Source organism: Achromobacter xylosoxidans A8, assembly GCF_000165835.1.
Taxonomy (GTDB): domain Bacteria; phylum Pseudomonadota; class Gammaproteobacteria; order Burkholderiales; family Burkholderiaceae_B; genus Achromobacter; species Achromobacter xylosoxidans_B.
In genome coordinates this window covers 1729770-1753639 of sequence record NC_014640.1, presented here as the reverse complement: position 1 = coordinate 1753639, position 23870 = coordinate 1729770, and the positions used below count along the sequence as shown (strand labels likewise).

Annotated in this window: 15 protein-coding genes; 7 read left to right on the top strand and 8 right to left on the bottom strand. The window is 65.7% G+C overall.

Features of this window, described 5'->3' with window-relative positions; genetic code table 11:
* Window positions 1–40: 40 nt before the first annotated feature.
* The 5 genes from zapE to AXYL_RS08165 form a co-directional block, all read right to left on the bottom strand.
* Window positions 41–1132 (bottom strand): cell division protein ZapE, encoded by a 1092-nt coding sequence (gene zapE, locus AXYL_RS08185; RefSeq protein WP_013392326.1) that lies wholly within the window; start codon window positions 1130–1132, stop codon window positions 41–43.
* A gap of 76 nt (window positions 1133–1208) precedes the next feature.
* Window positions 1209–2636 (bottom strand): dihydrolipoyl dehydrogenase, encoded by a 1428-nt coding sequence (lpdA, locus tag AXYL_RS08180; protein WP_013392325.1) that lies wholly within the window; start codon window positions 2634–2636, stop codon window positions 1209–1211.
* A 117-nt stretch (window positions 2637–2753) separates the two neighbouring features.
* Complete coding sequence (gene odhB, locus AXYL_RS08175; RefSeq protein WP_013392324.1) at window positions 2754–3983, bottom strand: 2-oxoglutarate dehydrogenase complex dihydrolipoyllysine-residue succinyltransferase; 1230 nt, start codon at window positions 3981–3983, stop codon at window positions 2754–2756.
* Window positions 3984–4084: 101 nt separating this feature from the next.
* Window positions 4085–6952, bottom strand: coding sequence for a 2-oxoglutarate dehydrogenase E1 component (locus tag AXYL_RS08170; protein ID WP_013392323.1), 2868 nt, complete (start codon window positions 6950–6952; stop codon window positions 4085–4087).
* A 328-nt stretch (window positions 6953–7280) separates the two neighbouring features.
* Window positions 7281–7751 carry an Lrp/AsnC family transcriptional regulator gene (locus AXYL_RS08165; protein WP_013392322.1) on the bottom strand — a complete coding sequence of 157 codons (471 nt, stop codon included), beginning with the start codon at window positions 7749–7751 and terminating at the stop codon, window positions 7281–7283.
* Window positions 7752–7935: 184 nt separating this feature from the next.
* Here AXYL_RS08165 and AXYL_RS08160 point away from each other — a divergent pair, with 184 nt between their 5' ends.
* From AXYL_RS08160 to AXYL_RS08145, 4 genes are all read left to right on the top strand, one after another.
* The gene (locus AXYL_RS08160) at window positions 7936–8952 is read left to right on the top strand and encodes a 1-aminocyclopropane-1-carboxylate deaminase (RefSeq protein ID WP_013392321.1); all 1017 of its coding nucleotides are present in this window, start codon (window positions 7936–7938) and stop codon (window positions 8950–8952) included.
* Window positions 8953–9262: 310 nt separating this feature from the next.
* A complete protein-coding gene (puuE, locus tag AXYL_RS08155; RefSeq protein ID WP_013392320.1) occupies window positions 9263–10207 on the top strand; it encodes an allantoinase PuuE in 945 nt (314 codons plus the stop codon).
* An 11-nt stretch (window positions 10208–10218) separates the two neighbouring features.
* Window positions 10219–11988, top strand: coding sequence for a 2-oxo-4-hydroxy-4-carboxy-5-ureidoimidazoline decarboxylase (gene uraD, locus AXYL_RS08150; protein ID WP_013392319.1), 1770 nt, complete (start codon window positions 10219–10221; stop codon window positions 11986–11988).
* 6 nt (window positions 11989–11994) lie between these two features.
* Window positions 11995–13227, top strand: coding sequence for a M20 family metallopeptidase (locus AXYL_RS08145; protein ID WP_013392318.1), 1233 nt, complete (start codon window positions 11995–11997; stop codon window positions 13225–13227).
* Window positions 13228–13258: 31 nt separating this feature from the next.
* Here AXYL_RS08145 and AXYL_RS08140 read toward each other — a convergent pair whose 3' ends face one another.
* Entirely contained in the window at window positions 13259–15307 is a 2049-nt protein-coding gene (locus AXYL_RS08140) for an OPT family oligopeptide transporter (protein WP_013392317.1), read from the bottom strand.
* Between the two features lie 224 nt (window positions 15308–15531).
* Between AXYL_RS08140 and mdeB the strand changes: the two genes are divergently transcribed.
* From mdeB to AXYL_RS08125, 3 genes are all read left to right on the top strand, one after another.
* Window positions 15532–18213 (top strand): alpha-ketoglutarate dehydrogenase, encoded by a 2682-nt coding sequence (gene mdeB, locus AXYL_RS08135; RefSeq protein WP_041652784.1) that lies wholly within the window; start codon window positions 15532–15534, stop codon window positions 18211–18213.
* A 190-nt stretch (window positions 18214–18403) separates the two neighbouring features.
* Entirely contained in the window at window positions 18404–20701 is a 2298-nt protein-coding gene (locus AXYL_RS08130; protein ID WP_013392315.1) for an NADP-dependent malic enzyme, read from the top strand.
* A 133-nt stretch (window positions 20702–20834) separates the two neighbouring features.
* Entirely contained in the window at window positions 20835–21287 is a 453-nt protein-coding gene (locus AXYL_RS08125) for a DUF2214 family protein (RefSeq protein ID WP_013392314.1), read from the top strand.
* Window positions 21288–21314: 27 nt separating this feature from the next.
* Here AXYL_RS08125 and AXYL_RS08120 read toward each other — a convergent pair whose 3' ends face one another.
* Together AXYL_RS08120 and AXYL_RS08115 are read right to left on the bottom strand one after the other, a co-directional pair.
* Window positions 21315–22424, bottom strand: coding sequence for a hypothetical protein (locus tag AXYL_RS08120; protein WP_013392313.1), 1110 nt, complete (start codon window positions 22422–22424; stop codon window positions 21315–21317).
* Between the two features lie 129 nt (window positions 22425–22553).
* On the bottom strand, window positions 22554–23864 hold the full coding sequence (locus tag AXYL_RS08115) for a citrate synthase (protein WP_013392312.1): 1311 nt from the start codon (window positions 23862–23864) through the stop codon (window positions 22554–22556).
* Between the last annotated feature and the right edge of the window lie 6 nt (window positions 23865–23870).

The following is a 23870-nucleotide window of genomic DNA, read 5'->3' as shown; positions in this document are numbered from 1 at the left end:
ACCGAGATCCGCCCGAAAAATCCGGGCGGATGCGGCGCGGCTACAACGACACGGTGTGGCGGCGTTCCGATTCCAGGTACTCGCGCGACTGCATTTCCAGAATGCGCGAGACGGTGCGGTGGAATTCATTGGCCAGCGCGCCCTCGGTGTAGATTTCCTCGGGTTCGCACTCGGCGGACATGATGAGCTTGACGCGGTGGTCGTAGAACACGTCGATCAGCCAGGTGAAACGGCGCGCCTCGGAGGCCTGGCGCGGCCCCATGCGGGGCACGCCCGACAGGATCACCGCGTGGAAACGGTTGGCCAACTCCAGGTAATCGTTCTGCGAACGCGGCCCGCCGCAAAGCGTGGCGAAGTCGAACCACACCACCGATCCGCCCAGCGCCAGCGCGCGGATCTCGCGGTGCTCGATATGCAGCACCGGGTCCTGGGGCGGCGTATCGGCCAGGCTGTCGAACGCTTTCTGCAGTGCCTGCTGAGCATGCTCGTCCAGCGGCGTGTGATAACACTGCACCTGCTCCAGCGAACGGCGACGGTAGTCCACGCCGGCATCCACGTTCATGATGTCCATGCGCGCCTGGATCAGCTGGATGGCGGGCAAGATGCGGTCGCGGTGCAGCCCGTCCGGATACAGGGTCGAAGGTTCGTAGTTGGACGTCATCACGAAGGACGTGCCGTACTCGAACAGCTTGAACAGCAGGCGGTGCAGGATCATCGCGTCGGCCACGTCGGACACGTGGAATTCGTCGAAGCAGATCAGGCGATAGCGCTTGGCCACGCGCCTGGCCACTTCGTCCAGCGGATCCTGCATGCCCTTCACTTCTTCGAGTTCGCGGTGCACGCCACGCATGAACTCGTGGAAATGCAGGCGCGTCTTGCGCACCACGGGCACGGTGGCGTAGAAGGCGTCCATCAGGAAGCTCTTGCCCCGCCCCACTCCGCCCCACAGGTACACGCCGCGCGGCACGTCGGGCCGGTTCAGCAGCTTCTTCAACGCGTTCGAGCGCATCGACTTGAACTTGACCCATTCGTCGAAATAGCGCTGCAGCCGGTCGATCGCCTTTTTCTGGGCCTCGTCTGGCTGGTAGCCGCGCTCGGCCAGGGCGTGTTCGTAGTATTCGCTGACGTTCATGTGGGAGCAGGTAAAGCAGAATGAAAAAAGGGCGGATCCGTGAACCCGCCCCCGTCTTGCATCGGCTACGCGCGTATCAGAAGTTCAACGCGCGCTTGTCCACGGCCAATGCGGCTTCCTTCACGGCTTCCGACAGCGTCGGGTGCGCGTGGCAGATGCGGGCGATGTCTTCGGCCGCGCCACGGAATTCCATGATGGTCACGGCTTCCGAGATCAGTTCCGAGGCCATCGGGCCCACGATGTGCACACCCAGGACTTCGTCGGTCTTGGCATCGGCGATCACCTTGGCGAAGCCGGTGGTATCGCCCAGCGCGCGGGCGCGGCCGTTGGCCAGGAACGGGAAGCTGCCGGCCTTGTACTCGCGGCCTTCGGCCTTGAGTTGCTGCTCGGTCTTGCCGACCCAGGCGATTTCCGGCGAGGTGTAGATCACCCACGGCACGGTGTCGAAGTTGACGTGGCCGTGCTGGCCGGCGATGCGCTCGGCAACCGCCACGCCTTCTTCCTCGGCCTTGTGCGCCAGCATCGGGCCGCGCACCACGTCGCCCACTGCCCAGACGTTCGGCAGGTTGGTCTTGCAGTCGCCGTCCACGGCCACGAAGCCGCGTTCGTCCAGTTTCAGGCCCACGGTGTCGGCGTTCAGGCCGCCGGTGTAAGGCACGCGGCCGATCGAGACGATCAGCTTGTCGACCACCAGCTTCTGCTCGGCGCCCTTGGCGTCGACATAAGGCACGGTGACGGACTTGGCGGTCGCCTTGATCTCACCGATCTTGACGCCCATCTGGATGTTCAGGCCTTGCTTGGTGAAGGCCTTCAGGGCTTCCTTGGCCACTTGACCGTCAGCGGCGGCCAGGAATTCCGGCATCGCTTCCAGGATGGTGACTTCGGAACCCAGGCGGCGCCATACGCTGCCCATTTCCAGGCCGATCACGCCGGCGCCGATCACGCCCAGCGTCTTCGGCACGGCGCCGATGTTCAGCGCGCCGTCGTTGGACAGCACGACCTTTTCGTCGAACGGCAGGCCGGGCAACTCGCGCGCCGACGAACCGGTGGCGACCACCACGTGCTTGGCAACCAGGTCTTCCTCGGCGGTGCCGGTGACCTTGATGGCCCAGCCGCCGTCAACCTGGCCGGCGAACGCGCCCTTGCCATGGAAGAAGGTGACCTTGTTCTTCTTGAACAGGTACAGGATGCCGTCGTTGTTCTGCTTGACCACCGTGTTCTTGCGGCCGATCAGCGTGTCGAGCTTCAGGCTGACGCCCTTGACTTCGATGCCGTGGTCGGCGAAGTGGTGGTTGACTTGTTCGTAGTGCTCGGACGATTGCAGCAGCGCCTTGGACGGGATGCAACCGACGTTGGTGCAGGTGCCGCCGGGAGCCGGGCCGCCTTGGCCGTTCTGCCAGGCGTCGATGCAAGCCACCGACATGCCGAGCTGCGCGGCGCGGATGGCGGCGATGTAGCCGCCGGGGCCCGCGCCGATGACGACGACGTCAAATTGTTTGGACATAGTGTTCTCGCGTAGAGGTATTGAGTGGAGCACGCCCCGCCCTGCGGGCCGGCATGAAGCCGGCCGGGGCGCCGCAAGACCCTGGGGTCGCGTGGGCGCCGGGCCGGGGCGTCGAGATTACAGGTCCAGCAACAGGCGCTGCGGATCTTCCAGGGCGTCCTTCATGGCGACCAGGCCCAGCACGGCTTCGCGGCCGTCGATGATGCGGTGGTCGTAGGACAGCGCCAGGTAGTTCATCGGGCGGATGACGATCTGGCCGTTTTCGACGACGGCGCGATCCTTGGTGGCGTGCACGCCCAGGATGGCCGATTGCGGCGGGTTGATGATCGGGGTCGACAGCATCGAGCCGAACACGCCGCCGTTGGAGATCGAGAAGGTGCCGCCGGTCATTTCTTCAATGCCCAGCTTGCCGTCGGCCGCACGGCGGCCAAAGTCGGCGATGGTCTTTTCGATGTCGGCGATGGACAGTTGGTCAGCGTTGCGCAGGATCGGCACAACCAGGCCACGCGGGCTGCCGACAGCGATACCGATGTCGAAGTAGCCGTGGTAGATGATGTCCTTGCCGTCGATCGAGGCGTTGATCAGCGGGTACTTCTTCAGGGCGGCAACGGCAGCCTTGACGAAGAACGACATGAAGCCCAGCTTGATGCCGTGTTCTTTTTCGAACTTGTCCTTGTACTTGCTGCGCAGGTCGATGACCGCTTGCATGTTCACTTCGTTGAACGTGGTCAGGATCGCGTTTTCCTGTTGCGATTGCAGCAGGCGCTCGGCGATGCGAGCGCGCAGGCGGCTCATCGGCACGCGCTGTTCCGGACGGCCGTCCAGCGACAGCGTCGGGGGAGCGACCGGGGCGGCGGCCTTGGCCGGAGCGGCCTTGGCGGGTGCGCCGGCGGCCAGGGCGTCGCCCTTGGTCACGCGGCCGTCGCGGCCGGTGCCGGCCACGGAAGCGGCGTCGACGCCCTTCTCGGCCAGGATCTTGGAGGCGGCGGGCGAAGCCACGCCGGCAGCTGCCGACGAAGCGGGCGCGGCGGCCGGAGCGGCAGCGGCTTGCTCAGCGGCCTTGGGAGCTTCGGCGGCGGGTGCGGCGGCGGCAACGGCGGCCTTGCCGGCGGTGTCGATGCGGGCCAACACTTCGCCCGAGGTGACGGTGCTGCCGTCGCCCTTGACGATTTCAGCCAGCACGCCCGAGGCCGGAGCCGGCACTTCCAGCACGACCTTGTCGGTTTCGACTTCGATCAGGATTTCGTCCGCTTCAACGGCAGCGCCGGGCTGCTTCTTCCAGGTCAGCAGCGTCGCTTCGGAGACGGATTCGGAGAGTTGGGGGACGACGACGTCGGTAATAGCCATTTTGTTTGTTCCGTAAAGTTTGTGTTCTGGTCGCGCTGCGCGGCAAGCTTCGAAATCAAATCCCGGAAACCTGCGCGCGCGGCGCGTGCATCAAGCGCGTGTTACTTCGTCAACATGACCTTGAACTTGGGCGCGAAAGCCGTTTCGATCAGGGCCTTCTGCTGCTCCTGGTGCTTGGCCAGGTAGCCCACGGCCGGCGATGCCGACGCGGCGCGGCCGGCATAGCCCAGCTTCTGGCCTTCGACCATGTTTTCGTACACATGATGCTGAACGTAGAACCAGGCGCCCTGGTTCTGCGGTTCGTCCTGAACCCAGATCACTTCGGTTGCCTTCGGGTACTTGCGCAGTTCCGTTTCGAACGACTTGTGCGCGAACGGGTACAGCTGTTCGACACGGATGATCGCCACGTTGTCGGCGCCACGCTCGCGGCGGGCGTTGACCAGATCGTAGTAGACCTTGCCCGAGCAAGCCAGCACGCGCTTGACCTTGCTGGCGTCGATGGCCTCGTCGACTTCGCCGATGACCGGACGGAAGCTGCCGCCTGCCAGATCGGTCAGGGGGGAGCCGGCGTCCTTGTTGCGCAGCAGCGACTTGGGCGTGAACAGCACCAGCGGCTTGCGGAACGGACGGATCATCTGACGGCGCAACACGTGGAAGATCTGCGACGCGGAGGTCGGCTGGATCACCTGCATGTTGTTGTCGGCGCACAGCTGCAGGAAGCGCTCGATGCGGCCCGACGAGTGCTCGGGACCCTGGCCTTCGTAGCCGTGCGGCAGCATCAGGGTCAGGCCCGATTGGCGGCCCCACTTGGCTTCGCCGGAGCTGATGAACTGGTCGATCACGACCTGGGCGCCGTTGACGAAGTCGCCGAACTGGCCTTCCCAGATGGTCAGCGTGTTGGGTTCGGCGCTGGAGTAGCCGTATTCAAACGCCAGCACCGCCTCTTCGGACAGCACGGAGTCGATGACGGTGAACGGAGCCTGGCCTTCCGAGACATTCTGCAGCGGAATGTAGGTGCCGTCGTTCCAGCGTTCGCGGTTCTGGTCGTGCAGCACGGCGTGGCGGTGCGTGAACGTGCCGCGGCCCGAGTCCTGGCCGGTGATGCGGATGGCGTAGCCCGAGGACACCAGGGTGGCGAAGGCGAGGTGTTCGCCCATGCCCCAGTCCAGGTTCATTTCGCCTTTGGCCATGGTACGGCGGTCGTTCAGCAGCTTGGCGACCAGCGGGTGCACCGTGAAGCCTTCCGGCACGGTGGTGATGCGTTCGCCGATGCGCTTGAGTTCGGCCAGCGGCACGGCGGTGTCGGCCTGGTCGGTCCACTTGGCGCCCAGGAACGGCGACCAGTCGATGGCGTACTTGCTCTTGTAGTCGGTCAGCACCGGCTCGATGGTGCGCTGGCCGTCTTCCATCAGCTGGCGGTAGTCCTTCACCAGTTGGTCGGCTTCGCCTTCGGCCAGCACGCCTTGCGTGGTCAGCTTGTCGGCGTACAGCTTGCGCGTGCCGGGGTGGTGGCCGATGCGCTTGTACATCAGGGGCTGCGTCAGCGACGGGGTGTCTTGCTCGTTGTGGCCCAGTTTGCGGAAGCAGACGATGTCCACGACGATGTCGTGGCGGAACTGCTGGCGGTAGTCCAGAGCCAGCTTGGTGACGAACACCACGGCTTCGGGATCGTCGCCGTTGACGTGGAACACCGGGGCTTCGATCATCTTGACCACGTCGGTGCAATACAGCGTCGAACGCGAGTCGCGCGGGTCGGACGTGGTGAAGCCGATCTGGTTGTTGATGACGATGTGCAGGGTGCCGCCCGTGCCGTAGCCGCGGGTCTGGGCCAGGTTCAGGGTTTCCATGACCACGCCCTGGCCGGCGAAGGCCGCGTCGCCGTGCACCAGCACCGGCAGCACTTGCTTGCCTTCGGCGTCGCCGCGGCGTTCCTGGCGGGCGCGCACGCTGCCTTCGACCACGGGGTTGACGATTTCCAGGTGGGACGGGTTGAACGCGAGCGACAGGTGGACCGGGCCGCCACGGGTGGACAGGTCGCTGGAGAAGCCGTTGTGGTACTTCACGTCGCCGTCGGTCAGGCCTTCGGCGTGCTTGCCTTCGAACTCGGCAAACAGGTCGCCGGGCATCTTGCCCATGATGTTCACGAGCAGGTTCAGGCGGCCGCGGTGGGCCATGCCGACCACGATTTCCTGGACGCCGTTTTCACCGGCGTGGTTCACCACTTCGTCCATCGAGGCGATGAAGCTTTCGCCGCCTTCCAGCGAGAAGCGCTTCTGGCCGACGTACTTGGTGTGCAGGAAGCGCTCGAGGCCTTCGGACTCGGTCAGCTGCTGCAGGATGTGGCGCTTTTCTTCGGCCGAATAGGCCGGCGCGCCCAGCGTGGTTTCCAGGCGTTCCTGGATCCAGCGCTTGGCGGCGGGGTCGGAGATGTGCGTGAATTCGGCACCGATGCTGCGGCAATACGTGTCGCGCAGCGCCTTCAGGATGTCGCGCAGCGTCATGGTGCTGGCGGTCGTGAAGTAGGTGTTGGTGGCCGAGTAGGTCTGGTCCAGATCGGCTTCGGTCAGGCCGTAGAAGGCCGGATCGAGTTCGGGGATCGGGGGACGTTCCTGGCGCTTGAGCGGATCCAGATCGGCCCAGCGCGAACCCAGCGAGCGGTAGGCCGCGATCAGCGACTGCACCGAAACCTGCTTGCTGGCCACGCTCAGGTCGGGTTCGGCCGCGCGTTGCACGAAGGCATTGGCCTTGGCGCGCTGGGCGAACGATTCGACGATGGGAGCGTGGGCCTGGTCGCGGGTGGATTCCTGGCCGTCGGTGGCGGGAGCGTGTTGCAGCTGGTCGAAGTATTCGCGCCAGTTGTCAGGTACCGAACCGGGATTGTCGAGGTAGGCTTCGTAAAGCTCCTCAACATAAGGGGCGTTACCCCCAAAGAGATAAGACGTGGATAGAGATTCTATTTCCGAAGACATATCGCTTCACCTTTACGAGTGCTTCACTCGACACGATGCAGGAAAACCTTCCGCGACACGGGCTTCCCGTTAAGCGGATAGCAGGGGCAGAAGGCGCGTACAAGCCTTAAAAGCCGTATGGGATAAGAGTATAGCCCTTTGAGTTTAAGGACGTCTTCTTGCGTTTGCGTGACGCAAAAGCCCATTCGGAATGCCGTCATGCAGCAATGGAATGTCCAGCGAACACCTTCCATTGCGCCGTCTACGCGCCATCAATTTCTGGCAACCAAAAATGCCGCATTGCATCATTTTCACTGACAGAATTGCCAGTGTTGCGCGTTAGCCTCGTTCATATGGGCAACTCGGTGGTCGACAGGATCTCTTTCAGGACGAAAAAGGTGCGGATCTGGCGTACGCCCGGCAGCTTGATGATTTCGCCGGCGTGCAATTTGTTGAAACGTTCCAGATCGCGGATGCGCAGCATCAGGAAGTAGTCGAATTCGCCCGCCACCAGGTGGCATTCCAGGCAGCCGCTGATGCCGCGCGCCGCGGCTTCGAAATCGGTGAAGGACTCGGGCGTGGAACGATCCAGCACCACCCCGACGATGACCAGGGTGGCCATGTCGACCTCGGCGGGCTCGAGCAGGGCCACGGTTTTCCGGATGATGCCCTCGCTCTTGAGTTTTTCCACGCGCCGCAGGCAGGCGGCGGGGCTGAGGTGGACCCGCGCGCTCAATTCAAGGTTGGTGATCTGCGCATCCTGCTGCAGGGCGCGCAGGATGTGACGGTCGATGCGATCCAGGCTGGAAATGGCTGCCATTTAATCCGTCCCTAAAAAATTAAATTTCGCTTTTATTTTTGTACTTCAAATAATAAATATCATCTATTCAATTTAATAACCTTGGAACTCGAAAAATCATAAAAATACGCAATTGACGCCATATCCAGGCAGTTCCTATGATTTTTCCATCCGCGCCAACCGCGGCCGTCACAGGAGCCCCCCCATGGATCTGCAACGCTTTCCCCGCCATCGCCTGACCTTCGGCGACACCCCCATCGAAAAGCTCGACCGCCTGTCCGCGCACCTGGGCGGCAAGGTCGAGATCTACGCCAAGCGCGAAGACTGCAACAGCGGCCTTGCCTTCGGCGGCAATAAGCTGCGCAAGCTGGAATACCTGATCCCGCAGGCCCTGGAACAAGGCTGCGACACGCTGGTCACTATCGGCGGCATCCAGTCCAACCACACTCGCATGGTGGCCGCCGTGGCCGCCAAGCTGGGGCTGGCCTGCGTGCTGGTGCAGGAGAACTGGGTGGACTATTCGGACGCGGTCTACGACCGGGTCGGCAACATCATGATGAGCCGCCTGATGGGCGCCGATGTGCGCCTGGTGGATCAGGGTTTCGACATCGGCTTCCGGCGCAGTTGGGAGGAGGCTCTGGAGGACGTACGCAAGCGCGGCGGCAAGCCCTACGCGATTCCGGCCGGCGCATCGGACCACGAACTGGGCGGCTTGGGCTACGTCGGCTTCGCCGAGGAAGTGCGGCGCCAGGAAGCGGAGCTGGGATTCAAGTTCGACTATGTCGTGGTATGCGCGGTTACTGGCAGCACTCAGGCCGGCATGGTGGTGGGCTTTGCAGCCGATGGGCGCGCCGACCGCGTCATCGGCATCGACGCCTCGGGCACGCCCGAGCAGACCCGGGCGCAGATCCTGCGCATCGCGCGGCGGACCGCCGACCTGGTCGGGTTGGAAACTGCCATCGAGGAGCGCGACGTGGTGCTGGACACCCGCTATGCCTATCCCGCCTACGGCTTGCCGTCGGCCGAGACCAACGAGGCCATCCGCCTGTGCGCCCGGCTCGAGGGCATGATGACCGACCCGGTCTACGAAGGAAAATCCATGCAGGGCATGATGGACATCATCCGCCGCGGCGAGATTCCCGCCGGCTCGCGGGTTCTGTATGCGCACCTGGGAGGGGTGCCGGCGATCAACGCCTACAGCTTTCTCTACCGCAACGGATAAGGGCGCCTACGGCGCTTTCGCCTGGCCTTGCGGCGACCTGCGCTGAGCGGCCGGCCTCGAATGGCAGGGCTTGCCAGCCCCCGCCGTCCGCGCCCATGATGGATGCAGGAAGCGCAGCCCAGCCGGCGTATCCGCCGGCTGGGCTTTTTCCTGCCCGCACTTTTTCCGTGGCGCCGTTTCAGTCAGGGAAAAATCATGTACATAGTTTGTATACAAAACCAGGATTTCCAGCTATGGTGCTGATCATGAGGAAGTCGTCCGCCAACCCACGCCCGGCCGCCACGCGCCGGCGCACTCCGCCCGCCTGTTCATGACCGCCTACGATTCCACGCTCCCCTACCCCCGCGACCTGGCCGGCTACGGCCGCAATCCGCCGCATGCGCGCTGGCCGGGGCAGGCGCGCATCGCGGTGCAGTTCGTGCTGAATTACGAGGAAGGCGGCGAGAACAGCGTGCTGCATGGCGACGCCGGGTCCGAACAGTTCCTGTCGGAAATGTTCAACCCCGCCAGCTATCCGGAACGCCATCTCAGCATGGAAGGCATCTATGAGTACGGCTCGCGCGCGGGCGTCTGGCGCATCCTGCGGGAGTTCGAGAAGCGCGGCCTGCCGCTGACGGTGTTCGGCGTCGGCATGGCCTTGCAACGCCACCCGGAACTGACCGCCGCCTTCGTCGAACTGGGACACGAGATCGCCTGCCACGGCTGGCGCTGGATTCACTACCAACACGTAGACGAAGCCACCGAGCGCGAGCATATGCGCCTGGCCATGGACGCCATCACGCAGTTGACCGGCAGCCGGCCGCTGGGCTGGTACACCGGCCGCGACAGCCCGCGTACCCGGCGCCTGGTCGCCGACTACGGCGGCTTCGAATACGACAGCGACTACTACGGCGACGACCTGCCCTTCTGGATGCGCGTGCGAAAGACGGACGGCAGCGTCGTGCCGCAGCTGATCGTGCCCTACACGCTGGACTGCAACGACATGCGCTTTGCCTTGCCGCAGGGCTATTCGCACGCCGATCCCTTCTTCCAGTACCTGAAGGACAGCTTCGATGCGCTCTATGCCGAAGGCGACGAGGCGCCCAAGATGATGAGCATCGGCATGCATTGCCGCCTGCTGGGCCGGCCCGGCCGCATCACGGCGCTGCAGCGCTTCCTGGACCACATCGCCAGCCACGACCGCGTCTGGGTCTGCCGGCGGCTCGACATCGCGCGCCACTGGCAAGCGGCGCATCCCTATACCCCCAACGCCTGAACAGGACGGCCATGGCCCACACCCTAGCCCAACTCAATGCGGCGGCGCCCGCGGACGCCGCCGCCATGCTCGACGGCCTGTACGGGCACGCGCCCTGGATTGCCGAGCGCGCACTTGCCCACCGGCCGTTCCGCTCGCTGGCCGATCTGGGTCAGCGCCTGCGCCAGGCCATGAGCGCAGGCGATGCCGAGACCCGGACAGCGCTGCTGCGCGCCCATCCCGAGCTGGCGGCCACGCCAGGCGCGCCCCTGGGCGCGGATTCCGCACGCGAGCAGGAACTGGCTGGATTGGCCGGCTGCACGCCCGCCGAACTCGCGCGCCTGCAGGAGTTGAACGCCGCCTACAAAACCCGGTTCGGCTTTCCCTTCGTGCTGGCCGTGCGTGGTCCGCGCGGCGCCGGCCTGACGCGCCAGTTGGTGATCGACGAATTCGCCCGCCGCCTCGACAACCCGCCGGACCTCGAATTTGAAGAGGCTCAGCAGCAGCTGCACCGCATCGCCGAAATCCGCCTGCGCGAGCGCTACGACGCCGAACCTGCCATCGGCAACGACATCTGGGACTGGGGCGAGCAACTGGCTGTCCACAGCGACCCGGGCTACGCCGAAAAAGGCCAGCTCACCGTCACCTACCTGACCGCAGCCCATCGCGCCTGCGCCGCTCTGCTGTCGCAGTGGATGCGGGATTGCGGTTTCGACGAGGTCGGCGTCGATGCCGTGGGCAACGTGGTCGGCCGCTATCTGGCCGAGAACGCCGACGCCCCCACCCTCATGACCGGCAGCCATTACGACACCGTGCGCAACGCCGGCAAGTACGACGGCCGGCTGGGCATCTTCGTGCCGATGGCCTGCGTGCGCGAACTGCACCGCCAGGGCAAACGCCTGCCTTATCACCTGGAAGTCATAGGCTTCGCGGAAGAGGAAGGCCAGCGCTACCGCGCCACCTTCCTGGGTTCCGGCGCGCTGATCGGCGACTTCAAGCCCGAATGGCTGGACCAGCAGGACGCCGACGGCATCAGCATGCGCGACGCCATGGCGCAAGCCGGCCTGCGCAGCGAGGACATCCCCAAGCTGAAGCGCGATCCCGCGCGCTACTTGGGTTTCGTCGAGGTCCATATCGAACAAGGGCCGGTGCTCTACGAAATGGGACTGCCGCTGGCCGTGGTCACGTCGATCAACGGCTGCGTGCGCTATCAGGTCCGGATCAACGGCCTGGCCTGCCATGCCGGCACCACCCCCATGAACCGCCGCCGCGACGCGGCCACCGCCGCCGCCGAACTGGCCTTGTACGTGGAGCAGCGCGCCGCTCGCGACGGCGACTCGGTGGGCACCATAGGCATGCTGGAAGTGCCTGGCGGCTCGATCAACGTGGTGCCGGGCGAATGCCGCTTCAGCCTCGACCTGCGCGCGCCCAGCGACAAGCAGCGCGATGCGCTGGCGGACGACGTGCTGGCCGAGCTCGAGGCGATTTGCCAGCGCCGCGGCCTGCGCTATGCGCTGGAAGAAACCATGCGCGCCGCCGCCGCCCCCAGCGATCCCGCCTGGCAGCAGCGCTGGGAACGCGCCGTCGACGCCCTGGGACTGCCCGTCCACCGCATGCCCAGCGGCGCCGGCCACGACGCCATGAAGCTGCACGAGGTCATGCCCCAGGCCATGCTGTTCGTGCGCGGCCAGAATTCCGGCATCAGCCACAACCCGCGCGAGTCCACCTCCAGCGACGACATCCAGCTTGCCGTGCTGGCGTTCCTGCGCCTGCTCGACGACCTTGCCCACGACACCCAATAGCCGACCATGACCGACTACGCCCGACTCGACGCCTGGATTGACGCCCACTTTGACGAGGAAGTCCGCTTCCTGCAGGAGCTGGTGCGCGTGCCGACCGACACGCCCCCCGGCAATAACGCCCCGCACGCCGAACGCACGGCCGAACTGCTGCAAGGCTTCGGCCTGGAGGCCGAGGCCCACCCGGTGCCCGCCGGGGCCGTGCGGGACTACGGGCTGCAATCCATCACCAACCTCATCGTGCGCCGCGAGTATGGCGCCGGCGGCCTGCGCGTGGCGCTCAACGCCCACGGCGACGTGGTGCCGCCAGGCGAAGGCTGGGAACACGATCCCTACGGTGGCGACATCGACAACGGCAGCCTGTACGGCCGCGCCGCCGCCGTCAGCAAGAGCGACTTCGCCAGCTACACCTACGCCCTGCGCGCGCTGGAAGCCGTCGCCCGGCCCAGCCGCGGCGCGGTCGAACTGCACTTCACCTACGACGAGGAATTCGGCGGCCTGCTCGGCCCCGGCTGGCTGTTGTCGCAGGGGCTGACCAAGCCCGACCTGCTGATCGCCGCGGGCTTCAGCTACGAAGTCGTCACCGCGCACAACGGCTGCCTGCAAATGGAAGTGACGGTGCACGGCAAGATGGCGCATGCCGCCATTCCCAGCAGCGGCGTGGACGCGCTGCAAGGCGCGGTCGCGATCCTGAACGCGCTGTACGCGCAGAACGCGCGGTATCGCGAAATCAGGTCGGAGGTGCCTGGCATCAGCCACCCCTATCTGAATGTCGGCCGCATCGAAGGCGGCACCAATACCAACGTGGTCCCTGGCAAAGTCGTATTCAAGCTGGACCGCCGCATGATCCCCGAAGAGAATGCGGCCGAAGTCGAAGCCGACATCCGCCGCATCATCCAGGAAACCGCCGCCTCCATGCCCGGTATCAGCGTGGACATCAAGCGCCTGCTGCTGGCCAATGCCATGCGTCCGCTGCCGGGCAACCAGGCGTTGGTGCAGGCGATCCAGAAGCACGGGGAGGAATTGTTCGGCGAACCCATCGCCGCCATGGGCACACCGCTCTATACCGACGTGCGCCTGTACGCCGAAGCGGGCATCCCGGGGGTGATCTACGGCGCCGGACCGCGCACCGTGCTGGAATCGCACGCCAAGCGCAACGATGAACGCGTGGTGCTGGAAGATCTGCGGCGCGCCACCAAGGTCATCGCCCGCACGCTGGCCGACCTGCTGGACGCCGCCTGATACGCCCGCCCGGCAGGACCGGCCGGGCGTATCACGCCAGCTTCATCACCCGGCGCCAGAACAGGATCGCCACCAGCACGAAGACGGCCAGGCCCAGGAACGACGCCGTGTGCTCGAAGCCCGCGCCGGCGATCGCCAGCGGCGCTTCCGTGCCGGCCGCGCCGATGATGCCGGCCATCAGTACGCCGACCAGGCTTTCACCCACGATCAGGCCCGAGGCGATCAGCACGCCGCGACGGTTGGCCGCATCCGCAAACTGCTCGTAGGGCTTGCCGGCCGCAGCCGCGCGGCGGCGCAGGGCGCGTTCCAAAAGCCAGGCCAGGACCGCGCCGACCACGATGGGCGCGGCGACGGTGGGCGGCAGATAGATGCCGATACCCACGGCCAGCACCGGGATCCGGGCCACGCGGCAGGTGCGCTTCATGATCTCGTCGACCACGATCAGGCCCACGCCGACCGCCATGCCGATCAGGATCATGGTCCAGTTGAGCTGGTGCGTGAAGATGCCGCGCGCAATCGCCAGCATCAAGGTCGCCTGCGGCGCCGACAGGGCCTGCGCCGGGTCCATGCCCTCGCGCGGCATGGCGTCGGCAAAGCCGTAGGCGTTATAGAGCAGCTCCAGCACCGGCGAAATCACCGCCGCGCCGGCCACGCAGCCGATCAGCAGGGCCACCTGCTGGCGCCAGGGCGTCGCGCCCACCAGCCAGCCGGTCTTCAGGTCCTGCAGGTTGTCGTTGGAAATGGAGGCCACCGCCACCACTGCCGAGGTGCTGAAGATAGCCAGGGCGATCGCCATCTGCACGCCGTTCTCCGCGCCCAGCAGCTCGCCGCCCAGCGCCAGCATCAGGAGCGACACCAGCACGATGGCGACGATGCCCACGCCCGAGATCGGGCTGGTCGAGGAACCCACCAGGCCGGCCATGTAGCCGCAGGCCGCGGCCACCAGGAAGCCAAACACGAAAGCGAACAGCACGGCGTAGGCCACCAGCTTCCATATCGCCGCGGGCGACAGCGGCGCACCCGACAGGAACACCTGGAAGGTCACCACCAGGACCGCCACCAGCACCAGCGTCACCGCCGAGATCCAGCCGGCCGACAGGTCGCGCTCGGTGCGCGGCGCTTGTCCGGCGCGGGCCGCGCCCGCCTTGGTCAGGGCCGCGAACGAGGCCTTGACGCCGCGCGCCATCGGCATGAACAGCGTGGCCAGCGTCCAGATGGCGCCCACGCCGATCACGCCGGCGCCGATGAAGCGCACCTGCGAAGCCCACAGGCCCGTGGCGTACTTGGCCAGCGACACGTCCGCGGGCATGTCGCCCATGGCGGTCAGGATGGGTACGGCGATGCCCCAGGAAATGACCAGCCCGGTCAGCATGGCCAGACCCGCAACAATGCCGATCAGGTAGCCGGCGCCCAGCAGCGCCAACGAGAAGCCCATGGGCAGCCGGAACACCGCGCCGCCCAGCGCGAACCAGCCGCTGACGCTGTCGCCCAAGACCCGCAAGCCGCTGGCGGCGAAGCTGACCGCGGCAGCGACCACGCCGCCGGCGACGATGTCGCCCATGCCAGTGGCCGTCTTGGCCGGCGCCCGTCCGTTTTCCTCGGCCTCGTCCTGGGCGCGTTCGGCGCTGCCCACCCGCAGGATTTCAGCGGCCGCCACGCCTTCCGGATACGGCAGGTCGCTCTGCACCACCATCACGTGGCGCAGCGGAATGGTGAACATCACGCCGAGCATGCCGCCCGCCGCGCAGATGCCCAGCGTCTGCCAGAACGGGAAGCCCTGCCAGTGCCCCATCATGACCAGGGCCGGCAGGATGAAGATGATGGACGACAGCGTGCCGGCCGCCGAGGCCTGGGTCTGCACCATATTGTTTTCAAGGATGTTCGCGTCCTTGAACAGCCGCAGGACGGACATCGAGATCACGGCGGCCGGAATGGCGGATGAGAACGTCAGGCCCACCTTCAGTCCGAGGAAGACGTTGGAGGCCGTGAAGATGACGGTGATGATTGCGCCCAGGAGGATGCCGCGGAACGTAAGTTCGGGCAACGTGACCTCTGCCGGGACGCTGATGGGTTGGGTCATTGCAGTAATTCCTATCATGCCAGCCGCGAATTCTAGCGCCTTCGCGTCCACCCTGCGGCCACCCCCTCCGGGCGGCGGCCGGGCACATCCTCGGCAGAAGCTGCCGCAAGCCGCAAAACCTGCAACAGATTATGCTGAATTTCCGGAAATTTCCCCAAAATTTTGATTACCCATGCCAGGGGCTAGGGTCTAGCATGGACGTCATAACAGGAGACGACAAGACCATGCGCGACGCCAGTTCCGCCCGCCCCGGGCAAGATATCCAGCACGACGCCGACCCCGCCGAAACCGCCGAATGGCGCGACGCGCTGCAGGCGCTGGTCCAGGCGGAAGGTTCTGAGCGCGCAGGCTATGTGCTGGACAACCTGCTGGGCCATGCAGCGTCGCTGGGGCTGCGCGCCAACAGCCAGACCCGCACCGCCTACCTCAACACCATCCCCGCCGACCAGGAACCGCCCTTCCCCGGCAACCTGGCCGTGGAGGAGCGCATCGCCCGCATCAACCGCTGGAACGCGCTGGCCATGGTGGTGCGCGCCAACCAGGCGCACGGCGAGCTGGGCGGCCACATCGCCAGCTACGCCTCGGCCGCCGACCTGTTCGAGGTGGGCTTCAACCACTTCTTCCGCGCGCAAAGCCAGGACGGCCCGGGCGACCTGGTCTACATGCAGCCGCACTCGGCGCCCGGCGTGTACGCCCGCGCCTACCTGGAAGGCTTCCTCGGCGAAGAAGACCTGGCGCATTTCCGCCAGGAGATCACCGCGTCGGCCCGCGGCCTGCGCGGACTGTCGTCGTACCCGCACCCGTGGCTGATGCCGGACTTCTGGCAGTTCCCCACGGGCTCGATGGGCATCGGTCCCATCAACGCCATCTACCAGGCGCGCTTCATGCGCTACCTCGAACACCGCTCGCTGGTGCCAGGCGGCGACCGCAAGGTCTGGGGCATCTTCGGCGACGGCGAAATGGACGAACCCGAATCCATCGCCGCGCTGACCCTGGCCGCGCGCGAAAAACTCGACAACCTGGTGTTCGTCGTCAACTGCAACCTGCAGCGCCTGGACGGCCCGGTGCGCGGCAACGGCCGCATCATCGACGAACTGGAAACGCTGTACGCCGGCGCCGGCTGGAACGTCATCAAGCTGGTCTGGGGCAGCGACTGGGACGCCCTCCTGCGGCGCGACACCAATGGCGCCCTGGCGCGCGCTTTCGCCAATACCGTGGACGGACAATTCCAGACCTTTGCGGCCAACGACGGCGCCTTCAACCGCGCGCACTTCTTCAACCAGAATCCCGAACTGGCCGCCCTGGTGGCCGACTGGAGCGACGAGGCCATCGACCGGCTGCACCGCGGCGGCCATGACATGGTGAAGATCCATGCGGCCTACCACCGCGCCGCGAGCCATCGCGGCCAGCCCACGGTCATCCTGGCGCAGACCAAGAAGGGCTTCGGCATGGGATCCGCCGGCCAGGGCAAGATGACCACGCACCAGCAAAAGAAGCTGGACGACGAGGCGTTGCTGGCCTTCCGCGACCGCTTCGCGCTGCCGATCTCGGACGCCGACTGCCTGGCGCTGAAATTCTACCGCCCGGCCGAAGACAGCGCCGAACTGCGCCACCTGCAAGCGCGCCGCGCCGCGCTGGGCGGCCACATTCCCCGCCGCAACACCGAGGCTCCCCGGCTGGCGCCGCCGGACGCGGAACACTGGGCGCGCTTCGCGCTGGCCGCGGACGGCAAGGAAATGTCGTCCACCATGGCCATCGTGCGCATGCTGACCGCGCTGCTCAAGGACGCCGCCGTGGGGCCGCGCATCGTGCCTATCGTGGCCGACGAGGCGCGCACCTTCGGCATGGCCAACCTGTTCCGCCAGATCGGCATCTATTCGGCGCAAGGCCAGCTCTACGAACCCGAGGACATAGGCTCGGTGCTGTACTACCGCGAGGCGCGCGACGGCCAGATCCTGGAAGAAGGCATTACCGAGGCCGGCGCGATTTCCTCGTGGACGGCCGCCGGCACCAGCTACTCGGTCAACGGCCTGCCGATGCTGCCCTTCTATATCTATTACTCGATGTTCGGCTTCCAGCGCATTGGCGACCTGATCTGGGCCGCGGCCGACCAGCGCACGCGCGGCTTCCTCATCGGCGCCACCTCCGGCCGCACCACCCTGGGCGGCGAAGGCCTGCAGCACCAGGACGGCTCCAGCCACATCATTGCAGCCACCGTGCCCAACTGCCGCGCCTATGACCCGGCCTACGCCTTCGAGGTCGCCGTCATCGTCGAACACGGCATGCGCCGCATGCTCGACGAACAGCGCGACGAGTTCTACTACCTGACCGTCACCAACGAAAACCTGGCGCAGCCCGACATGCCGGCGGGCGAGGACGTGCGCGAGGGCATCCTGCGCGGCATGTACCGCCTGCGGCCCGCGCGCGCGCAGGCCCAGGTGCGCCTGCTGGGCGCGGGCCCGATGCTGCGCGAGGCGGAACTCGCGGCAGAACGCCTGCAGGCCGATTACGGCGTGGACGCGGAGGTCTGGAGCGTCACCAGCTACTCCGAGCTGGCGCGCGCCGGCCGCGAAGCCGAACGCGCCCGCGCGCTGGGCCTGCCGGCCAGCGTCGACTGGGTCCGGACCTGCCTGGGCGCAAGCAACGCCCCGGTCGTCGCAGCCAGCGACTACGTGCGCGCCGTGCCCGAGCAAATCCGCGCCTGGGCACCCGCGCCCTACCGCACGCTGGGCACCGACGGCTTCGGCCGCAGCGACACCCGAGCCCAACTGCGCGACTTCTTCGAGGTCAGCGCGGACTGGATCGTGCTGCACGCCCTGGACAGCCTGGACCGCCAGCAAGATGCCCAGGCGCTGCGCGCGCGCTTGAATGCCGGCGCGCGCCAGACGCCGCCTTGGGAACTGTAGGATTGCCATCCGCGATGCAGCGAGGTTTTGCGCAAAATCGTCCATTCGCTGCACCGCAACAACCAAGCACCCGCGCTTTCTGTTGAAATACGGGTGTTCCCAAGCATTTCCAAAAAAATACGGCGGGCCGCGAGCCCGCCTTTTGCAATCCGATTTCCTTTCCATTTAGCGCCCTCAAGGCCTGTATCCCATGGACGAAACTCTCACCAAAATGGCGTTGGACTACCACGCCTACCCCACCCCCGGCAAAATCTCGGTCACCCCGACCAAGACCCTGGCCAACCAGGACGACCTGTCCCTGGCCTACTCCCCCGGCGTGGCGGCCGCCTGCATGGCCATCTTCGACCAAGGCGATGACGCCGCCTCGAAGTACACCTCGCGCGGCAACCTGGTGGGCGTGATCACCAACGGCACCGCCGTGCTGGGCCTGGGCAACATCGGCCCGCTGGCCGCCAAGCCCGTGATGGAAGGCAAGGGTTGCCTGTTCAAGAAGTTCGCCGGCATCGACGTCTTCGACATCGAACTGGCCGAGAACGATCCCGACAAGCTGGTCGACATCATCGCGGCGCTGGAGCCCACCCTGGGCGGCGTCAACCTCGAGGACATCAAGGCGCCCGAGTGCTTCTATATCGAGAAGAAGCTGCGCGAGCGCATGAAGATCCCCGTCTTCCATGACGACCAGCACGGCACCGCCATCATTTCGTCGGCCGCCATCCTGAACGGCCTGAAGGTCGTGGGCAAGGACATCGGCAAGGTCAAGCTGGCCTGCTCGGGCGCCGGCGCCGCCGCCATCGCCTGCCTGGACCTGCTGGTCCACCTGGGCGTCAAGCGCGAGAACATCTACGTGGTGGACTCGCGCGGCGTGATCTGGGACGGCCGCGACGAAAACATGGAGGCCAACAAGAAGCGCTACGCGCAGAAGACCGACGCGCGCACGCTGGCCGACGTGGTCAACGGCGCCGACGTGTTCCTGGGCTGCTCGACCGCCGGCGTGCTGACCGCCGACATGGTCAAGACCATGGCCGCCAGCCCGCTGATCCTGGCGCTGGCCAATCCGGAACCGGAAATCCGTCCCGAAGTGGCCAAGGCCGCCCGTCCGGACTGCATCATCGCCACCGGCCGTTCGGACTACCCGAACCAGGTCAACAACGTACTGTGCTTCCCCTTCATCTTCCGCGGCGCCATGGATGCCGGCGCCTCGCGCATCACGGAAGAAATGAAGCTGGCTTGCGTCAAGGCCATCGCCGAACTGGCGCAAGCCGAACAGAACGACGAAGTGGCCCGCGCCTACGCCGGCCAGGAACTGTCGTTCGGCCCGGACTACATCATTCCCAAGCCCTTCGACCCGCGCCTGATCGTCCAAATCGCGCCGGCCGTGGCGCAAGCCGCCGCCGACTCCGGCGTGGCCGCCCGTCCCATCGAGGACATCGAAGCCTACCGCCAGAAACTGATGGGCTTCGTGTACCACTCGGGCCAGCTGATGCGTCCGCTGTTCGCCCAGGCCAAGAAGGCGCCCAAGCGCGTCATCTACGCTGACGGCGAAGACGAACGCGTGCTGCGCGCGGTGCAGACCGTGGCCGATGAGAAGCTGGCGTTCCCGATCCTGATCGGCCGCCCGGCCGTCATCGAGATGCGCATCAAGAAGTTCGGTCTGCGCCTGGTCGCCGGCCAGGACTTCGAGATCGTCGATCCGGAAGACGACAGCCGCTTCAACGAGACCTGGGCTGCGTACTACCAGCTGAAGGGCCGCGAAGGCGTGACGCCGGCCATCGCCAAGGCGATGATCCGCAAGCACAACACGCTGATCGGCGCGATGCTGCTGCGCCGCGGCGACGCCGACGCGCTGCTTTGCGGCGTGGCCAGCAAGTACGACAACCAGCTCAAGTACATCGATGAAATCATCGGCAAGAAGGAAGGCCAGACCTACGCCGCCCTGAACGTGCTGATGCTGCCCGACCAGACGCTGTTCGTCACCGACACCCACGTCAACGAGAACCCCACGGCCGAGGAAGTCGCCAGCATCACCATCCAGGCCGCGGACGAAATGCTGCGCTTTGGCGTGGTGCCGAAGATCGCCCTGCTGTCGCACTCCAACTTCGGCAGCCGCGTGACAGAATCCTCGCGCAAGATGGCCGCCGCGCGCCAGATGGTGCAGGACCGCGCTCCCGACCTGGAAGTCGACGGCGAAATGCACGCCGACGCCGCCCTGTCGGAAAAGATCCGCGTCCTGGCCTACCCGGACAGCACGCTCAAGGGCCGCGCCAACTTGCTCGTCATGCCCACGCTGGACACCGGCAACATCACGTACAACATGCTGAAGATGACCGGCAGCAATGGCGTCGCGATGGGTCCGATCCTGCTGGGCGCGGCTCGCCCCGTGCACATCCTGACCACCAGCGCCACCGTGCGCCGCATCGTCAACATGACGGCACTGGCCGTGGTGGACGCGCAGCAGGAAGCCGCCGAGGCCGCCAAGAAACGTCGTTGATAAGCGACCGCCGCTAAGGCAATGAGCGCCCCTCGGGGCGCTCTTTTTCATTCCGGAGGGGCCGCCACCAAGATAGCTGCCCTACCCGCGCTGATGGTAAAAACCAAGTTCGACCTTGTCTTCTGGAGTCAACATGCTGGCCGACGCTTTGTATGCCTGGTTTCACTACCTGGCCATTTTCCTGCTCGTGGTGGTCCTGACGGCCGAAGCCGTGCTGCTGCGGCCCGATCTCAGCGCCAGCGGCCTCAAGCGCCTGGTCATTTATGACCGCCTCTATGCGCTGAGCGCCGTGGTCGTGCTTGTCACCGGCGTGCTGCGCCTGACGCTGGGCATCAAGGGCGCCGCGTTCTACATGAGCAATCCCTGGTTCCACGCCAAGATCACGCTCTTCGTCATCATCGGCCTCTGTTCGATCGCGCCTACGATGACATTCCTGCGCTGGGCCAAGCAATCCCGCCAGCAGCCGGGCTTCTTGCCCGCCGCGGCCGACATCAAGCGCGCTCGCCGCTGGGTCATGATCGAATCGCACCTGTTCATCTTCCTGCCACTGTTCGCCGTGCTGATGGCGCGCGGCATCGGCGCATAAGGCAGGCTCCCCGGCCTGCTGCGTGGTTCAGGGGCAGGCCGCGCGGCTGGGCTGCGGCTCCTCGTCGCCCACGATGATGGTGGCGAAGTGGAACACGCCCGCCTCGTCGTTCTTGAGCACGTCCACGACCTCGCCGGCCAGCGTCTGCATGACCGACATGCCCTCGGGCACGTCGGCCTGACCGTCACGCCGGGCAACTTCGCCGTCCCAGGGACTCAGCACCAACACGCCCGGATACGGCTCGCGCGCATCGCCGCGGCCGCGCCGCGCCGACTTGACCTGGGTGCCTGCGGCATAGCTCACGCCGCCGAACCGCGTCGGGCAGGCCAGTTCCGCGTCGCTGACCCGCAACAGGCGCCGCGCCTCGTCGAGGTACAGCCGGGGCTCGCTCAAAGGCAGCCCGAATATCTTGACCGCCACCGGGTTCTTGACCTCGATGCGCCAGCGATCCGGATCGCGCGATCCATCGGTGTAGACGGTGCCACTCGAGCCGTAGACGATGGAACCCGGCGCAAGGTCCACGGTCTCGACCCGGTTGCCCGGGCCCAGCACGCACTTGTCGAACGCCTTCATGGCGCCGTCGCTCGCCACCTCGAATTCAATGTCCTGTGTGGCGTCGCACTGCCAACCCTGCACCGCCTGGCTACCCGCGCCGCGCAGGATCACATTGCGCGGGTAGCGGCGCAGCAAGGCGTAGGTTTCGTTGTCGTAATCGGTGTTGAGATAGCGCCGGGCGCTCGACGCCAGTACCCCGTACATGGCCACAGGCTGTGGAAACTCCGCTTCGAGATAGGTTTCCAGTTGCCCTTCGTCCTGCAGCTTCAGTCGCGTTCCCGCTGGCATGGCAATGCCGCCGACCGTGGTGGTTTCCTGCAGCGTGATATTGCGGGCGGCCTCCGCACGGGCGCCCTCCCGCTCGATCTGCCAGACCACCGTCTGGACCCAGGCATAGAAAGCGAACGGCACAGCCAGCACGATCGACGCCAGAGCGGAAGTCTTCCAGTACTTGCGTACGGTGCGGCGCGCGCCCGCGCTCACCGCCAAGACCACGGCCCAGCCGAGCAGCAGCAGGCCCGCAAGAAAACCCAGGGAAACGAAGATGTAGAAGCCGGCGGAAGGCAATGCTATGGGAATCATGGCATGGATGATAAACGCCAAACCCAAACGCCAAGTTCAGACACCGGGTCGCCCGCCCGTCTTCGCACGGCAAACGGCAACAAAAAACCGCCCGAAGGCGGTTTCTTGGTCAAGCCAGGCAGCAGCGTATCAACGCTTGTCCATCGGCGGCACGTCGCGCGTGACCGAACCGGTGAACAGCTGGCGCGGACGGCCGATCTTGTAATCGGGATCCGACAGCATTTCGTTCCACTGGGCGATCCAGCCCACCGTGCGGGCCAGCGCGAAGATGGCCGTGAACAGCGAGGTCGGGATGCCGATGGCGCGCTGGACGATACCCGAGTAGAAGTCCACGTTCGGGTACAGCTTGCGCTGGACGAAGTACGGATCCGACAGGGCGATGCGTTCCAGTTCCATGGCCAGCTTGAACAGCGGGTCGTTTTCCAGGCCCAAGGCCGAGAGCACTTCCTTGCAGGTTTCCTGCATCAGCTTGGCGCGCGGGTCGTAGTTCTTGTAGACGCGGTGGCCAAAGCCCATCAGGCGCACGCCCGAGTTCTTGTCCTTGACCTTCTCCATGAACTCGCCGACCTTGGCGATGCCGCCGTTGGCTTGCAGTTCTTCCAGCATCTGCAGGCAAGCTTCGTTGGCGCCGCCGTGAGCCGGGCCCCACAGGCAAGCCACGCCGGCCGAGATGGCGGCGAACGGGTTGGTGCCCGACGAGCCGCACAGGCGCACGGTCGAGGTCGAAGCGTTCTGCTCGTGGTCGGCGTGCAGGATGAAGATGCGGTCCAGCGCGCGCTCGACGACTTCGTTGACCTTGTAGTCTTCGCACGGCGTGGCGAACATCATGCGCAGGAAGTTGCCCGTGTAGGACAGGTCGTTCTGCGGGTAGATGAAGGGCTGGCCTTGCGAGTACTTATAGGCCATCGCGACCAGCGTCGGCATCTTGGCGATCAGGCGGATGGCCGAGATGTGGCGATGCTGCGGGTTCGTGATGTCGGTGGAGTCGTGGTAGAACGCGGACAGCGCGCCGACCAGGCCGGTCAGGACGGCCATCGGGTGCGCGTCGCGGCGGAAGCCGCGCAGGAAGAAGTGCAGCTGCTCGTTCACCATCGTGTGATGGGTCACTTGCGAATCGAAGTCGGCCTTCTGGTCCTTGTTGGGCAGTTCGCCGTTCAGGATCAGGTAGCAGATGTCCATGAAGTCGCAATTGACGGCCAATTGCTCGATGGGGTAGCCGCGGTACAGCAGTTCGCCCTTGTCGCCGTCGATGTACGTGATGCCCGATTCGCAGGCGGCGGTGGACATGAAGCCGGGGTCAAACGTGAACATGCCCGTCTGGCCGTACAGCTTGCGGATGTCGATCACATCCGGACCAACCGTACCCTTGTAAACAGGGAACTCAATGGGGGCGCTGCCATCCGAGAAGGATAGAGTGGCTTTTTTGTCAGACAGGTTCATGTTCAT

Coding starts and splice junctions, on each gene's coding strand:
- zapE (WP_013392326.1), bottom strand. CDS start 1,132: ATGAACGTCAGCGAATACTACGAACACGCCCTGGCCGAGCGCGGCTAC.
- lpdA (WP_013392325.1), bottom strand. CDS start 2,636: ATGTCCAAACAATTTGACGTCGTCGTCATCGGCGCGGGCCCCGGCGGC.
- odhB (WP_013392324.1), bottom strand. CDS start 3,983: ATGGCTATTACCGACGTCGTCGTCCCCCAACTCTCCGAATCCGTCTCC.
- AXYL_RS08170 (WP_013392323.1), bottom strand. CDS start 6,952: ATGTCTTCGGAAATAGAATCTCTATCCACGTCTTATCTCTTTGGGGGT.
- AXYL_RS08165 (WP_013392322.1), bottom strand. CDS start 7,751: ATGGCAGCCATTTCCAGCCTGGATCGCATCGACCGTCACATCCTGCGC.
- AXYL_RS08160 (WP_013392321.1), top strand. CDS start 7,936: ATGGATCTGCAACGCTTTCCCCGCCATCGCCTGACCTTCGGCGACACC.
- puuE (WP_013392320.1), top strand. CDS start 9,263: ATGACCGCCTACGATTCCACGCTCCCCTACCCCCGCGACCTGGCCGGC.
- uraD (WP_013392319.1), top strand. CDS start 10,219: ATGGCCCACACCCTAGCCCAACTCAATGCGGCGGCGCCCGCGGACGCC.
- AXYL_RS08145 (WP_013392318.1), top strand. CDS start 11,995: ATGACCGACTACGCCCGACTCGACGCCTGGATTGACGCCCACTTTGAC.
- AXYL_RS08140 (WP_013392317.1), bottom strand. CDS start 15,307: ATGACCCAACCCATCAGCGTCCCGGCAGAGGTCACGTTGCCCGAACTT.
- mdeB (WP_041652784.1), top strand. CDS start 15,532: ATGCGCGACGCCAGTTCCGCCCGCCCCGGGCAAGATATCCAGCACGAC.
- AXYL_RS08130 (WP_013392315.1), top strand. CDS start 18,404: ATGGACGAAACTCTCACCAAAATGGCGTTGGACTACCACGCCTACCCC.
- AXYL_RS08125 (WP_013392314.1), top strand. CDS start 20,835: ATGCTGGCCGACGCTTTGTATGCCTGGTTTCACTACCTGGCCATTTTC.
- AXYL_RS08120 (WP_013392313.1), bottom strand. CDS start 22,424: ATGATTCCCATAGCATTGCCTTCCGCCGGCTTCTACATCTTCGTTTCC.
- AXYL_RS08115 (WP_013392312.1), bottom strand. CDS start 23,864: ATGAACCTGTCTGACAAAAAAGCCACTCTATCCTTCTCGGATGGCAGC.